We start from the raw sequence: 14,358 nt of genomic DNA on the forward strand, positions 1-14,358 counted from the left end.
CCGTCACCGCCGTGCACCGCCGGGTGATGGCGGGCTGACCGGATGGCGGCCGGTCAGTTGTCGCACGCGATCTTGTTGCCGTCGGTGTCCAGCTTCTGCCGGTCCTCGGCGGCCACCTTCAGCTTCTTGAAGCCGTGCTCGGCCAGCCAGGTGCACTTGTCCGTCGTGCCCGGCGGGAACGTCCACGGGACGCACTGGGTGACCTCGCCGTAGTTGTGGTCGCAGCCGTCCACGTTCGGCCGTACGAAATGCGTCCTGGTCGGGGACGGCAGGGGCTTGAGCGGCTTGACGCCCGGCTGGCCCGCGTAGTTCTGCACGAACGGCTCGGCCACCGGCTCGGCCGGGCCGCCGGCCGGAGCGTCCGGTGACGACGGCACCGCGGGGGTGTCCGCGGCCGGCGGCACCGACGTCGCGACGGACGGTCCGGCGGCGAGGCCGGGCCAGCTGCTGTCGGTCGGCCGGGGGGCCGGCGCGGCCACCGGGGCAGCGTCCTGCTGCCCCGGCGCCGCGACCAGCCAGATCCCGGCGGCCACGACGCCGAGCACCCCGAGTACGGCCAGCGCCAGCACGCTGCGGCGGACGCGCGTCACTTGACCTGCACCCACTGGGCGACCGACGGGACGCCGTTGGTGCCGACCACGTAGAGCATGTACCAGCCAGGCGGGGCCAGGTTGGGGTTGCTCGTCAGGTTGAGGCCGATCGTGTTGCCGGTGACGGTCATCGGCAGGTCGACGTAGCGCTGGTTGGGGTCGCTGGAGTGGGTCACGGCCTCCGGGCGGATCAGCGAGGCCTTGAGGATCGGGCCGTCCACGGTGATCTGCTTGGTGGTGCCGTACGGCCACTGCGCCCCGGCCATGCTCAGGATCTGCGGTCGCCCGCCCTTGAACAGGTACGGCGGGGAGTAGACCGAGACGCGCATGTCGAACGTACCGTCGCCGGGGTTGTCGCCGACGGACATGACGCGCCCGTCCGGCAGCAGGAACGCCGACGAGTGGTAGCCGCGCGGCACCGGGTCGGTGGCCATGCCCGGGGTGAAGGTGTTGGTGGCCGGGTTGAACATGGACGCCTCGTACACCGGGTCGGCCCGGTTGTGCAGCGCGCCGCCGGTCTCGAAGACCTTGCCGTCGGGCAGCAGCACCGCCGAGACGTACATCTTGCCCTGCGCGGCCGTCTGCGCGACCCCGCCGGTCAGCTTGCCGCTGGGCAGCAGCGGACCGGGCTTGTAGACCGGGGTGGCCTGCTTGAGGTCGATCAGGTCGGTGAGCCGGTTGGCGTCCGGGTTGCTGTCGATGTTGCCGCCGCCGATGGTCAGCACCCGCTGGTCCTGGGCCGGGGGCAGCAGCACGCTCATCGACTGGTCCCGCTCGTCCTTGCGCTGCAGGCCGGTGACGGGGGTGATGGTGTTGGCGTTGTAGTCGTAGATCGAGGAGCCGGTGCCGGGCAGGCCGTTGCCGAAGACGTGGCTGCCGGTGTAGAACAGCCGGCCGTCCTGCATCAGCACCATCGACGGGTACAGGCCCCAGAAGCTCCAGGTCTGGTTGGCCTCGTTGAGCCCGAGCCAGCGCTGCTCGCTGTTCTTGAAGTACTGCGTCGCGACGGTGCCGCCGGAGTCCTCGCCGAGGCCGCCGAGCGAGATGACGTCGCCGTTGCCCAGGACCGTGGCCGACGGGTACCAGGAGCCGGCGGTCATGTCGTTGACCTTGGTGTACGCCATGGTGTCCGGGTCGAAGATGTACGAGTCCTTCAGGCCCTTGTAGCCGTGGCTGCCGTCGGCGGCCGGGTAGTCCTTGTTGCCGCCCATGATCAGCACCCGGCCGTCGGCCAGCTGGACGTGGCCGGAGCAGAACAGGTCGGCCGGAGTCGGCACGTTGGCGAACGTACCGTTGCGCGGGTTGTAGACCGCGGTCTTGAAGGTGCCGGCGGCGAAGGCGGCCGGGTCGTTGCCGGAGCCGGCCACCAGCAGCACGTTGCCGTTCTTGAGCACCACGGCGTGGATGCCGCGGACCGGCGAGTTGAACGGCATGACCTGCCAGGCGCCGGCCGTGCAGGCGGGACCCGCGCTGCACGAGGTGCCGGGCGCGGCCTGGGTGGCGTCCACCATCGCGTAGTCGTCGGTCTGCAGCGTGCCGACGCCGTAGATGGTCACGCCCCAGACGACCTGGTCGGTGTTGGCCGGCACCGGCGGGGTACGGACCGTCTTCTGCTTCCAGGTGGTGCTGGTGGTCAGGGTGGCGAGGTCGGTCCAGTAGACCCAGCCCTGGGCCACGTCGTGCCGGAACATGGTCATGACCGTGTTCGGCGTGGTGGTCTTGTACCAGGTCGAGACGTCGTACTGGTGGCCCGGCGTGACGTTCGGCGCGCAGGACGGGTTCTCCAGCATCAGCGCCTTGCGGTCGCCGCTGGTGATGGCCGAGACGGTGACCTTCATGGCGTTCGCGCCACTGTGCGGCGCGGTGTGGGTCACCTCGTACGTGTGGGTGCTGTCACCCCAGCCGGACTGCTCCCAGCAGACCGGGAAGCCGGTGGAGTCGACGACCTCCAGGCCGGGGTTGCTCAGCAGGTTGGCACCGGCGAAGGACTTGCCGGGCACGGCCAGCACGAGCACCAGCGTCACGATGACGACCTGGGCTATCCGGACCCGGTCACGCCGGCTCAGCAGGGGCAGGGGGCGACGGTTCATGCGTTCTCCAAAGCGGTGGCCCTGGGCTTGGCCCGGTAGATGACCTTGTCGAGGATGAGGAAGCGCACGACGAAGGACGTCACGAGCGTCATCAGGTTGGCCACGAGCACGCCGACGTGCACACCGTCGACGAGCAGGGCCAGCAGCGGGATCCGCAGCAGCAGGTCGGCGTTGCCCATCAGGAAGAAGCGGGTGAGCCGGCTCGCCAGGCTGCGGTGCCGGCGGTTGCGGTAGAGCAGGGTGTCGGTCAGGGCGAAGTTCCAGCCGACCGCGATCAGGTTGGCCACCACAGCGGCCGCCAGGTAGTGCACCCCGGCCACGTGGGCCAGGAACCACAGCGCGAGCTGGTTGGGCAGCAGGCCGGACACCCCGATCAGGGCGAAGGCCAGCATCCGGGTGCGTTCCGCGCCGAAGCGCAGGATGGCCAGGTGCTTGAGGAAGCGGACACCCTCGGCCATCGTCGACTTGGACTCGCCCGCGTGCCGCTGCTGGAACGTGTACGGCACCTCGACGATGCGGCCGGGCCGGTTGCGGACCACCAGCTCCAGCAGCACCTTGTAGCCCAGCGGCCGTAGCTCGTCGACCTGCAGCGAGCTGGTGCGCACCGCGAACAGCCCGCTCATCGGGTCGCTGACCTGGAGCAGCGAGTTACGGAAGATCAATTTGGTGGCCAGGGTGGAGCCGCCGGAGATGAGCTTGCGGTAGCCGTCGGAGAGGCCGTCGGTGGTGCCGCCGCCCGCGTACCGGGTGCCGATCACCAGGTCGGCGCCGTCGCGCAGACCCGCCGCGATCAGGTCCGGCACGATCTCCGGCGGGTGCTGCAGGTCGGCGTCCATGACCACGATCCAGGCGCCCCGGGCCAGCCGCATGCCCTCGACGACCGCGCCGCCGAGGCCGCCGGTGCTGTGCTCGCGGTGGTGCACGGTGATCGGGATCGGGCAGGTGTGCGCGGCGGCCCGGATCACGTCGGGGGTGTCGTCGGTGCTGTCGTCCACGAAGACGATCTCGGTGTCGCTCTCCGGCAGCACCGCGACGAGCCGTTCCAGCAGGGCGGCGATGTTCTCCCGCTCGTTGAAGGTGGGGATGACGACGGTCTGCCGCAGCGACGTCGCCACCTGCACCTCGCCGATCGCGCCGGTCATCATCCGGACCCGGCCCGTCGAACGTCCTCCGGCAGTGAGTGTCATGGCTTCTCCTTGTCGATCCGGCGGATCTCGATGCGTCCGTCCTCGGGACCGAACGTCGCGATCGGCGTGGAGTTCGTGAGCAGCTTGGTCACCGTGGGCAGGGAGCCGGGGTCCTGGCGCAGGGCCGGGGTGGACACGATGTAGTCGACATCGCGCCAGCCGTCGGGCAGCGTCGCGGCGACCGCGGTGTCGAGGTCGAGCTTGTAGAACCAGATGACCTTCTCGCGCTGGAAACCGGCGTCCACGCAGTCGATCCACAGCACGTCGTCGACCACGATGGTGGCCCGTCCGGCGTCCGGCAGGTCGTCGCGCAGGTAGGTCGCCGCGGCCACGTACTGGGCGTTGTCGTCGGTGGTCAGGGCGCGGCGGTCGCCGACGTACCAGCGGGGCAGCACAAGGGTCAGGGCCGTCACCGCCGCCACGCCGAGGATCGCCCAGCGCCACCAGGACCGCTGCGGCTTGAGCAGCCGTACGCCCTCGTCGGTCACGCCGGCGATGACGATGGCGAAGAACGGCAGGATCTGCACCACGTACATGGCCGGCAGGTAGCCGCCGGGGCGCAGGGCGACCAGCGCCAGGATGGTCGCGGCGATCGCGGGCGCCCGCAGCCGCCGTACGGCCAGTGCGATCACCGTGGCCACGAGCCCGGCGGCCAGGATCACCGTGTCGTAGTAGAGCCACGAGGTGATCAGCGAGTGCGAGCCGGAACCCTCGTCGAAGACCGTGCCGGAGCCCGACCGCGACATGAGCTGGAACTGCCAGGCGCCGATGAGCGAGACGTGCCCCTCGCCGGGGAACAGCTCACCGCGCAGCAGAGCGTAGAGCGGGTAGAAGACGCCGACCAGCACGATGCCGCTGGTGTAACCGCCGAAGGCCCACGGCCGGGTGGACGTCTTCGCGGCGTTCTGCCACATCGCCACCAGCACCGCTGGGGCGGTGAGCAGCATCGTCTCCTTGGACAGCACCGACACCGCGGTCGCGGCCCCGGCGGCCGCGTAGTGCCACAGGTGCTTGCGCGGCGACAGGGCCAGGGCCAGCGCGGCGAGCATCCAGGCGACGGCGAAGCTGTCCAGGTAGATCTGCCTGTTCATGGTGATGGACAGCGGGGACAGCCCGAAAGTGAGCAGCGCGAGCGCGGCAGCCCAGCGGGAGAAGTTCAGCCGCCGGCTGATCACGTAGACCAGGACCAGGCTGGCCGCGACGACCGGCAGCATGGCGATCCGGCCGGCGGCCACGGCGATCAGGTCCGGGAAGAGCAGGGCCGGCAGCCAGGCCAGGCCGGCGAGCTGGATCCAGGCCAGCGGCGGGTGGTCGTACCAGTACGTGTAGTGGGCCAGGCCCTGGCCGTTCTGCACCGCCCACGCCTGGGCGAGGTAGGTGCCCTCGTCGTCGGTGGCGGTCGGGAAGCCGGTGATGTTCCAGGCCATGAAGAACAGGACCACGGCCGCCAGCCCGCCGACCACGTACAGGTCGGTGCGCGAGCGCCGGACCGGCGCGGGCCGGGGCTCCGGCTGCACGGGTACGTCGGGCAGGATGATGACCTGGGTCGGCGCTTCGGCGATGCTCATGCGGCGACACCACTCTCGGCCTTGACGGGCTGGTTGGTCAGGTGCGCGCCGGTGTGCGCGGTCAGTTCCCAGTTGCGCTTGCCGGTGTACTCACGCCAGACCGCCCGCAGCGCTGCCACCGCCAGCACCAGTGCGTACGGGAAGGCGCCGAGGATCAGCCGGGCGTAGTGGTGCCAGCGGGTGCGCAGGCCGTACTGGAGGCCGAAGTCGCGCAGACCGACCGTCTGGAAGACGAGGTTGGCGGCCATCGGGATGACCGGCACGAAGGTGATCAGCGCGACGAAGACCGGCAGCTGGGCCCAGATCGCGATGGCGATGCCGATCGGGATGACGATGCCCGAGAAGGCCTGCAGGAACGGCTGGGTCAGGGTGTAGCGCGCGAGCATCCGCTGGCCGAACTCCGGCAGCCGCCGCCACTCCCCCTTGCGGTACACCTGCAGGAAGCCCTGGTTCCACCGGGTGCGCTGCTTGAGCAGCGACGTCAGCGTGCCCGGGGTCTCCTCCTTGGTCACGATCGCCGAGTCGTACGCGACCACGACCTTGGCGCCCCGGCTGGACAGCCGCACGCCCAGGTCGCAGTCCTCGGCGAGGCAGGTGCCGTCCCAGCCGTTGGCCGCGCGCAGCACGTCGGTTCGCACGAAGACGGTGTTGCCGCCGAGCGGGATGAAGCCCTTGCGGGCGTGCAGGTGCAGCCGGCTGCGGAACCAGAAGAAGTACTCCAGGCAGTTGTGCAGGCTGTACCAGCTGGAGTGGAAGTTGATCAGCTGCACGCCGCCCTGCACCACGTCGGCGTCGGTGGACCGGAACGCGTGGTCGACGTGCTCCAGCAGCTGCGGGTGCACCTGGTCCTCGGCGTCGAAGACCCCGACCACGTCGCCGCGGCAGTACGGCAGCGCGGTGTTGAGCGCGCGCGGCTTGTTCTTCTGCTCGTTGGTGTCGGTCACCACGAGGATGCGCCCGGGCGCGGTGGCGGCCACGCGGTGGGCCACCTCGGCGGTCTCCGGGTCGTCGTGCCCGACGATCACGATGATCTCGAAGCCCTCGTGTGTGGACTCGAGCAGGCGCTGGACGGTGTGCTCCAGCACTGCCTGCTCGTGCCGCGCGGGCACCAGCAGGCTGAACGTCAGCCGGTGTTCCCCGTCCGGCGCGGCGAACCGGGTCGATGCGAGCGTCTCCGGCGTGCGCCAGGCGTGCATCGTCCACCAGAGAGTCACCGCGGCGAAGCCCGCGAGCACCAACGAAACCACAATCATGACGGCGGCAGCCAAAACCCGTTGCCTTTCGGAATGTGGTGGGCCCCACCCCCACCAGCGGGCAAACAATAGCCCGCGGCACCAAGGTGATTTCAAGTCACCGGACAGTTTTTTCACAGCCGCATCCGGATCGTTGCCGAAAATGGCGGGTGCGCGAAACATCGCCTTCATTAATGGCCCGGGAATGGCATGATCACGGCGCTGATTTCAAGCCCCGATCTGACATTACGGGATACGCGAGGTATCAGCCGAATCGGGCCTCGACAGCAGCCGTGCGGAGACGTCCGTCGCTGCCGGAAGTACGAAGGTACTACACGTCTCCACCGAACGGGCGACCGGGGTGGGGCCGTTTCCTGGTCTGCTGAGATCCACGTCTCGTTTGACTGGAAGCGTTCCCACCTGCGGCTCAGCGCCCAGCATCCGGGACCGCCACCGGTGGACGCCAGTTGAACAAGGGGTGAGGAATGGCTTTCCGGGCCGCGCGCGAATAGCCATTCGCGGACAAGAATTGGCAGGTCGCAACCGGTGCCCGCCACGTCCGGGGCGACCCTTCCCCGGGCCGGGGCACCAACCGCGGGCAAACCATTGACGACGCAAATGTTTCCAGCGTGCTTCAGGTCGGAACCGCTCGCTCGACGCCACCGGGTAATGACATGATCACGGTGCGCCCACGGTGCCATTCCGGAATGCGCCGCGCCTCAACGGTCGTTAATGGAACGACGGCTGGTTGACAACTCCGGCCTCAGTGCACGGCGGCCCGAAGCGCGTTGGCCGCGATCGCGTCGATGATGCGGGGCCACAATGCGCGGGGCAGGTCGTGTCCCATGCCGTCGATGACGACCAGTTCGGCCCCCGGCACAGCGTCGGCGGTCGCCTCGCCACCGGTGACGGTGATCAGCGGGTCGTCGGCACCGTGCACGACCACAGTGGGTGCGGTCACCCCACGCAGCCCGGCGGTCCGGTCCGGCGAGGCGATGATCGCGGCGTACTGCCGCAGCGTGCCCAGCGGGTTGTAGGCCCGGTCGTACTTGGCCTCCGCCCGGCGCAGCAGCTCGTCCTCCGGGGCGGGGAAGCCCGGCGACCCGACGATCCGTGCCGCCGAGACAGCGGCAGCCACCGCGGTGGCCCGGTCGCGCGCCGGCGGCCGGCCCAGGACCGCCGCGGCCTCCGGCGTCGCCCGGCCCACCGACCTCTCCCCGGTCGTGGACATGATGGAGCAGAGGCTGGCCACCCGCTCCGGATGGTCGATCGTGAGCTGCTGGGCGATCATGCCGCCCATGGAGGCGCCGACGACGTGCGCCCGCCGCAGACCGAGGGCGTCCAGCAGCCCGGCCGCGTCCCGGGCCAGGTCCGCGAGCAGGTACGGCACCGTCGAGCGGTCTCCCGCCACGATCGCCCGCACGTCGGGCACCCCCCACTCGGGCCGGCTCGCCGACAACCCGGAGTCACGGTTGTCGAAGCGGACCACGAAGAAGCCCCGGCCGGCGAGCTGCTCGCAGAACTCCTGCGGCCAGTCGATCAGCTGCGCGCCCAGCCCCATGACCAGCAGCAGGGGCGGGCCGGCCGGGTCGCCGAGGGTCTCGTGGTACAGCTCGATGCCGTTGGCCTGCACGTCGGGCACGGTGGGGTCCTCTCGTCGCCGCCCGGCGCGGACGCACCCGGCACTGACGATGATGGATGAAGCGGGACCCCGCTGCTACCCGGCCACCACGCTAGGCAGGCCGTGGAAGTCGGGCTGGGCCACGGGCCGGCCGAAGTGGTAGCCCTGGGCCAGCCGGTAGCCCAGGCGGTGCAGCTCGGCGGCCTGCTCGGCGGTCTCCACGCCTTCGGCGACGGCGGTGAGGCCGAGGCCGTCGGCGACCTGGATGAGGGCGGTGGCGATGACCGCGTGCCGGCCGGCCATGGTGATGGTGTCGACGAAGCTCTTGTCGACTTTGAGGGTGTCGACGGGCACGGTCTGCAGCAGGCCGAGGGAGGAGTGGCCGGTGCCGAAGTCGTCGAGGGCGATGCGTACGCCGAGCTGGTGCAGGTCCTTGACGGTCTGCACACTCTGCCCGCCGCCGAAGACCGCGGTCTCGGTCACCTCGACGATGAGGTGGTGGGCGGGCAGGCCGGTGCTGGCGAGCGTGTGGGCGACGAAGTCGGCGAAGCCGGGCTCGGCGAGCTGGCGGGCCGAGACGTTGACGCTGACCCGGCTCGGCGCGACGGCGCCATGGGTGTGCTGCCACGTGACGGCCTGGGCGCAGGCGGTGGTGAGGATCCAGGCACCGAGCTCGACGATGAGGCCGTTCTGCTCGGCCACGGGGATGAAGTCCACCGGGTTGACCAGGCCACGCTCGGGGTGGTGCCAGCGGATGAGGGCTTCGACGGCGACGATGCGGGCGTCGGGCAGCGACACGATGGGCTGGTAGACGAGGCGGAACTGGCCGGTGTCGAGCGCCGTACGCATCTCCGCCCCGAGCCGCGCCTCCGCACCGGCCTCGTCGTCGAGGCAGGGGGCGTAGCGGCGCTGGCGGTCACCGCCGGCCTTGGCCGCGTACATCGCGACGTCGGCACGGCGCAGCAGCTCCATCGGGTCGCCGGTGCCGGCCGCGCCCGCGACGCCGACACCGGCGCCGATGAGCAGCTCGTGCTCGCCGGCCTGCACCGGGACCCGCAGCGCGGCGCAGACCCGCTCCACGAGCGCGTCGCCCTCGGCGTCCGTGGCGTCCGGCGCCAGTACGGCGAACTCGTCCCCGCCCATCCGGGCCACCAGGTCACCCGGGCGCAGACCGGCCACCAGCCGGCCGGCCACGGCGATCAGCAGCCGATCGCCGACGGTGTGGCCGAGGCGGTCGTTGACCGCCTTGAAGCCGGTCAGGTCCAGCATCGCCACCTGCGGGGAACCGGTCGCCAGGGCCTCGCGGACCCGCTGCTCGAACAGGCGCCGGTTGGCCAGCCCGGTCAGCTCGTCGTGCATGGCCAGCACCTCGAGCTGCGCGGCCTGGCTCTGCACCTGGGCCACGAAGCCCGACATCCGCAGCAGCACGAGCAGGAACAGCAGCACGGCGCCGAGCCCGATGGCCAGCCAGCTGACCGGCCGGTGCCCGCTGCTGCCCTGGACGAAGAGCACCGCCGGGACGATCAGAGTCGCGCAGGTGAGCACCGCGAGCCGGCCCCTGCCGAAGCGTTCCGCGAGCTCACGGACCGGCGGCGCGCTCACCGACGGGTGCAGCGCCGCGCCGGCCCAGTAGACATAGGCGATGAGGAACCCGACGTAGATCACGTCGCCGGCGCCCGGCACCACCCCCGGCAGCAGCGTGAGGATGACGTTGGAGGCCAGCGTCGCCACACTGCCGATGATCAGCAGCCAGTGGCTGGGCGTGGGGTGGGCGGCCCGGGTCGCCAGCCGGGCCACCACGGCGATCATCAGCACGCTGGCGGTCGGGTAGCCGACCGTGGCGAGCCGGGCGAGCAGCGGCGTGGCCGGATCGGCCAGGATCGGGTCGATCACGAAGATCCAGTAGACCAGGCCGAGGCCGGCCGCGATGATCAGCGTGTCGACCAGGCCCGCCAGCGGGCGCTGGCGGTGGCTGCGGGCCAGGCCGTAGAGACCGGCGATGAGCGGCACGTACGCGCTGAGATAAAAGGCGTCGGCCCACGACGGGAACGGCAACGCGGGCAGCACCAGGCGACTCACCGAGAACGCGATGTCACCCAGCACCCACAGCACCAGGCTGGCCAGCACGACGTACCAGCAGCGGGCCGCGGCGGGCCGGTTGCGCCGGATCCCGGCGATCGTGACCAGCAGCGCCGCGAGGCCGACCACCCAGGAGATCACTCCCTGCGCGGCGTCGGAGGGCACCAGCGGATAAGCCAGGCACACGAGGGTTCCCGCGCCCATCCAGAGCGACCACCAGCGGTCGACGCGTCCCGTCAGCACTCCCCGTCAATCGGTCGGCCCGGGCCCGACCTGAGGTTCCCGGCCTTCCCGGCCTCCGGGCGGCCGCCGGGGCAGCAGTCCTGCACGCCCGGCCCGACATCCCCGGCCGGGGATGTCGGGCCGGTGGACGCGCGATAGTGTGCCATCGGCGTGTCATGAAGCGTGGGGAGAAGGACCTTTGTCGAGTCAGCCCCTGCGCCCGGGCGACCCGGCCCACCTCGGCGAGTACGAGCTGCTCGGCCGCCTCGGCGCCGGCGGCATGGGCACGGTCTTCCTGGGGCGCTCGCCGCAGGGCCGGCTGGTCGCCGTCAAGGTGGTGCGCGCCGAGTTCATCCGCGACGAGGAGTTCCTCGGCCGGTTCCGCAGCGAGGTCAACCGGGCCCGGCAGGTGCCGCCGTTCTGCACGGCCGAGGTGCTCGGCGCCGACCTCGACCACGAGCCGCCGTACCTGGTGGTCGAGTACGTCGACGGGCCGGCGCTGACCGACGTCGTCCGCGAGAACGGCCCGCTCTCCCCGGCCGCCCTGCACAGCGCCGCGGTCGGCATCGCCACCGCGCTGACCGCCATCCACGGTGCCGGGGTCATCCACCGCGACCTCAAGCCGGGCAACGTGCTGTTCGCGCTGGGCGGGCTCAAGGTGATCGACTTCGGCATCGCCCGCCCGCTGGAGGCGACCAGCCAGCACACGCGTACCGATCAGATGGTCGGCACCGTCGCCTACATGGCGCCGGAACGCTTCGACGAGCATCCCGGCCTGCGGCTGAGCCCGGCCGCCGACATCTTCGCCTGGGGCGCGGTGGTCACCTTCGCGGCCACCGGCCGCACGCCCTTCCAGGGCGACTCGGCCCCGGCCACCGCGATGCGCATCCTGACCCAGCAGCCGGACCTCACCGGGCTGCCCCCGACGCTGCGCCGGATCGTCGCCCGGACCCTGGCCAAGGAGCCGGCCGACCGGCCGACCGCCCGGGAGCTGCTCGACCTGCTGCTCGCCACCGGCCAGCCGGCCGCGACACTGCCGGCCCGCCCGGTCCCCGACGACATGGTCACGGCGATGGCCGCGGCCGAGCCTCGGCCGGACCACGGCCCGGCCGGATCGACGCCGGCCCGGTCCGGCACGCTCTTCGGCCCGGGCGGTGCGGTGCAGCCGTACGGCCCCGGCGGTGACGTCGCGACGCGGCCGCCGCGCCGCCGCGGCCGGGCCGTGCTCGCCGGCCTGGCGGCGTTCGCCGTGCTCGCCGGCGGGGGCCTGGTCCTGGCCCACTGGATCGCGACCCCGCCGGACAACGAGGCGGTGCAGTCACCGGGAGCCGACGCCTCCCCGGCCGGCGGCCCGGGATCGTCCCCGCCGAGGGTCTCCCCCAGCCCGACACCGGCCGGCCCGGCCACCATCCTGGCCGGCGAGCGGCGCATCCTGATCCACTTCGTGGAGATCGACCGCGACCTCGCCATGCCCTTCCCCGACGAGGTCGTGACCTCCGGCGGCACCGGCAAGGACTCCCTGTTCGCCCTGGTCCCGATGGGCGTCGACTACCTGATCCAGTCGCAGAAGCCGACCGACGGCGAGCCGCCCTGCCTCGGCGCCAAGGTGATCCCGGGCGAGTCCGCCGAGCTGGTCGCCACCGAGTGCGCGGCCACGAAGGCGACGCTGTTCAACATCTCGGAGACGGGCAAGAAGGACGACAAGGGCCGCCCGACGTACACGATCTACAACGACGCGCACGGCACGCTGCAGTGGCGCACCCGCAAGCCCCAGGTCTACCTGGAGTTTCTGGGCGACGCGGAGACGGACACCACCTTCAGCTTCGTCGACCGGGGTCCGCTCTGAGGCCGGTGATGCCGTCCAGGACCGTGGTCAGGTTGTGGTCGAAGGTCTCCTCGGCATCGAGGTGGGCGCCGTCGATGACGAGCCGGGCGACGGTGGGATACCGGCCGGTCTCCAGCATGCGGGTGAGGTAGGGGCCGAGGCCGGCCTGCCAGGCAGCCTCATCGGTGCCGGTGGCCCGGGCGGTGCGCCGCTCGGTGACCTCCCGGCGGACCGCTCCGATGACGAAGGAGTTGAGGGCCCCCAGAGCCCGCTGGAGGTCGTCGATGCTTCGCACGCCGGGGGCCCGGCTCAGCGCCGCCGCGGTCGCTTCCCCCACGGCGAGCGCGTGCGGTCCCAGGTGCGGCCTTCCGCCGAGCAGGTCGGCGAACCACTCGTGGTCGAGGGCGGCCTTCCGCGTCGCGTGGGTAACGGCCAGCACCGTGGCGCGCCACTCGGAGTGCGGGGTGACCTCGGCGATCCCGGCGTAGACGACGTCGACCATCAGATCGAGCAGCTCGGACCGGTTGCTCACGTAGTCGTAGAGGCGCATCGGCCCGACGCCGAGCTCGGTGGCGATCTTGCGCACCGACAGGCCGTCGAGGCCGTGCGCGTCGGCGAGCCGGATCGCCACAGCAGCGATCTTGTCGCGGCTCAACGGCACCGGTGCCGCCCGGGGCCGAGGTTCCGGCCGTTCCCAAACCGGCGCGGGCCCGCTACCGTACGGTGTATCCATGAGGTACAGCGTACGGTAAGGACGTGGACATGCGCATCGCGATCGCGGGTGGCGGACTCGGCGGGCTGACTCTGGCCCGGATCCTGCATCAGCACGGCCTCGACGCGGTGGTGTACGAGCGGGAGGCGAGCCGATCCGCGCGGGGGCAGGGCGGCTCGCTCGACCTGCACCCCGAGTCCGGCCAGCGGGCACTGGCCGACGCGGGTCTGGCCGGCAGTTTCCGGACGCAGGCGCGGCCCGAGGGCGAGGAGCATCGCATCGTCGATCCGGCGGGAAGGATCCTGGTCCACCACGTCCCGCAACCCGGCTCGTTCTCCGGACGGCCCGAGATCGACCGGGGCGCACTTCGTGACCTCCTGCTCGATTCCCTCCCCGACGACACGGTTGTCTGGCGGCACCGGCTCGTCGCGGCGGCCCCGCGACCCGGCGGAGGCTGGGAGCTGACGTTCCCTGGCGGTCAGGTGATCGGCTGCGACATCCTCGTCGGCGCGGACGGCGCGCGCTCAGTGGTCCGGCCACTGCTGACCGACGTGCGGCTGTCCCCGGTGGCCACCCTCGTGGAGCTGCACATCAGCGAGGTCGACCGGCGCCACCCCGAGCTCGCGGAGCTCGTCGGCCCGGGAAACCTGTGGTGCGTCGGCGTCAACCAGATCCTGGCCGCGCAACGACTCGGCGACGGCGGTCTGCGGGTCGGGATCACGCTGCCCGCCGGGGATCGCCCGATCGACACGTACGGCAGCAAGCGTGCTCTGCTGGAGATCTTCGGCGACTGGGACGCGCGGCTCACCGCCCTCATCGAAGCCGGCGACAGCGCGCCGGTGCCGCGCCTGATCGAGGCGATGCCCACGGGTACGCGCTGGGCCGGCCGGCCGGGCCTCACCCTCATCGGCGATGCCGCGCATCTCATGCCACCCGTCGGCGAGGGCGCCAACCAGGCCATGCTCGACGCCGCCGAACTCGCGGGCCGGCTCGCCGCCGACCCGGACCCGGCCGTCCGGGCGTACGAGGAGGCGATGTTCGCCCGGACGCAGCCGATCGCCGAGATGTCCGCACGGGTCCAGGCGATGATGCTCTCCCCCACCGCGGCGCAGGACATCGTCCGCTTCTTCACGCCCCGGCCGAGGGAGGCGGCGGCCGTCGACAGCTGAAACTCAGGAGGACGGGCGTGCAACACTTTCGCCCGCTCGAGCGTCCGGGTCGGGAAAGGGGAC

General features: G+C 71.5%; 10 protein-coding genes. 2 read left to right on the forward strand and 8 right to left on the reverse strand.

The window, feature by feature from the left end; genetic code table 11:
- Window positions 1–53: 53 nt before the first annotated feature.
- The 7 genes from ACQP2Y_RS27850 to ACQP2Y_RS27880 all read right to left on the reverse strand — a co-directional run bounded on the left by ACQP2Y_RS27850 (window position 54) and on the right by ACQP2Y_RS27880 (window position 10,610).
- Window positions 54–590 (reverse strand): hypothetical protein, encoded by a 537-nt coding sequence (locus ACQP2Y_RS27850; RefSeq protein WP_433717984.1) that lies wholly within the window; start codon window positions 588–590, stop codon window positions 54–56.
- A complete protein-coding gene (locus ACQP2Y_RS27855; RefSeq protein ID WP_433717985.1) occupies window positions 587–2,680 on the reverse strand; it encodes a galactose oxidase-like domain-containing protein in 2,094 nt (697 codons plus the stop codon). The genes ACQP2Y_RS27850 and ACQP2Y_RS27855 overlap by 4 nt, the downstream gene beginning before the upstream one ends.
- Window positions 2,677–3,867: a glycosyltransferase gene (locus ACQP2Y_RS27860; RefSeq protein WP_433717986.1), complete on the reverse strand. Its 1,191-nt coding sequence runs from the start codon at window positions 3,865–3,867 to the stop codon at window positions 2,677–2,679. The genes ACQP2Y_RS27855 and ACQP2Y_RS27860 overlap by 4 nt, the downstream gene beginning before the upstream one ends.
- Window positions 3,864–5,435, reverse strand: coding sequence for an ArnT family glycosyltransferase (locus tag ACQP2Y_RS27865; RefSeq protein ID WP_433717987.1), 1,572 nt, complete (start codon window positions 5,433–5,435; stop codon window positions 3,864–3,866). The genes ACQP2Y_RS27860 and ACQP2Y_RS27865 overlap by 4 nt, the downstream gene beginning before the upstream one ends.
- Window positions 5,432–6,688 (reverse strand): glycosyltransferase, encoded by a 1,257-nt coding sequence (locus tag ACQP2Y_RS27870; protein ID WP_433717988.1) that lies wholly within the window; start codon window positions 6,686–6,688, stop codon window positions 5,432–5,434. Before ACQP2Y_RS27870 ends, ACQP2Y_RS27865 begins: the two co-directional genes overlap by 4 nt.
- A gap of 742 nt (window positions 6,689–7,430) precedes the next feature.
- Window positions 7,431–8,309 carry an alpha/beta fold hydrolase gene (locus ACQP2Y_RS27875; RefSeq protein ID WP_433717989.1) on the reverse strand — a complete coding sequence of 293 codons (879 nt, stop codon included), beginning with the start codon at window positions 8,307–8,309 and terminating at the stop codon, window positions 7,431–7,433.
- A 75-nt stretch (window positions 8,310–8,384) separates the two neighbouring features.
- On the reverse strand, window positions 8,385–10,610 hold the full coding sequence (locus ACQP2Y_RS27880) for a putative bifunctional diguanylate cyclase/phosphodiesterase (protein ID WP_433717990.1): 2,226 nt from the start codon (window positions 10,608–10,610) through the stop codon (window positions 8,385–8,387).
- A 178-nt stretch (window positions 10,611–10,788) separates the two neighbouring features.
- Here ACQP2Y_RS27880 and ACQP2Y_RS27885 point away from each other — a divergent pair, with 178 nt between their 5' ends.
- Window positions 10,789–12,435, forward strand: a complete 1,647-nt coding sequence (locus ACQP2Y_RS27885; RefSeq protein WP_433717991.1) for a serine/threonine protein kinase — start codon at window positions 10,789–10,791, stop codon at window positions 12,433–12,435.
- On the opposite strand, the gene ACQP2Y_RS27890 is transcribed toward ACQP2Y_RS27885, so the two are convergent.
- A complete protein-coding gene (locus ACQP2Y_RS27890) occupies window positions 12,407–13,147 on the reverse strand; it encodes a TetR/AcrR family transcriptional regulator C-terminal domain-containing protein (RefSeq protein ID WP_433717992.1) in 741 nt (246 codons plus the stop codon). The genes ACQP2Y_RS27885 and ACQP2Y_RS27890 overlap by 29 nt on opposite strands.
- A gap of 29 nt (window positions 13,148–13,176) precedes the next feature.
- Between ACQP2Y_RS27890 and ACQP2Y_RS27895 the strand changes: the two genes are divergently transcribed.
- Window positions 13,177–14,295 carry an FAD-dependent oxidoreductase gene (locus tag ACQP2Y_RS27895; RefSeq protein WP_433732086.1) on the forward strand — a complete coding sequence of 373 codons (1,119 nt, stop codon included), beginning with the start codon at window positions 13,177–13,179 and terminating at the stop codon, window positions 14,293–14,295.
- The last annotated feature ends 63 nt before the right edge of the window (window positions 14,296–14,358 follow it).

This window comes from Actinoplanes sp. CA-051413 (assembly GCF_050955795.1).
GTDB lineage: Bacteria > Actinomycetota > Actinomycetes > Mycobacteriales > Micromonosporaceae > Actinoplanes.

What these genes read in the sequence shown, in the direction of transcription:
- ACQP2Y_RS27855 (WP_433717985.1), bottom strand. Translation starts at nt 2,680, where the DNA reads ATGAACCGTCGCCCCCTGCCCCTGCTGAGCCGGCGTGACCGGGTCCGG.
- ACQP2Y_RS27860 (WP_433717986.1), bottom strand. Translation starts at nt 3,867, where the DNA reads ATGACACTCACTGCCGGAGGACGTTCGACGGGCCGGGTCCGGATGATG.
- ACQP2Y_RS27865 (WP_433717987.1), bottom strand. Translation starts at nt 5,435, where the DNA reads ATGAGCATCGCCGAAGCGCCGACCCAGGTCATCATCCTGCCCGACGTA.
- ACQP2Y_RS27870 (WP_433717988.1), bottom strand. Translation starts at nt 6,688, where the DNA reads ATGATTGTGGTTTCGTTGGTGCTCGCGGGCTTCGCCGCGGTGACTCTC.
- ACQP2Y_RS27890 (WP_433717992.1), bottom strand. Translation starts at nt 13,147, where the DNA reads ATGGATACACCGTACGGTAGCGGGCCCGCGCCGGTTTGGGAACGGCCG.
- ACQP2Y_RS27895 (WP_433732086.1), top strand. Translation starts at nt 13,177, where the DNA reads ATGCGCATCGCGATCGCGGGTGGCGGACTCGGCGGGCTGACTCTGGCC.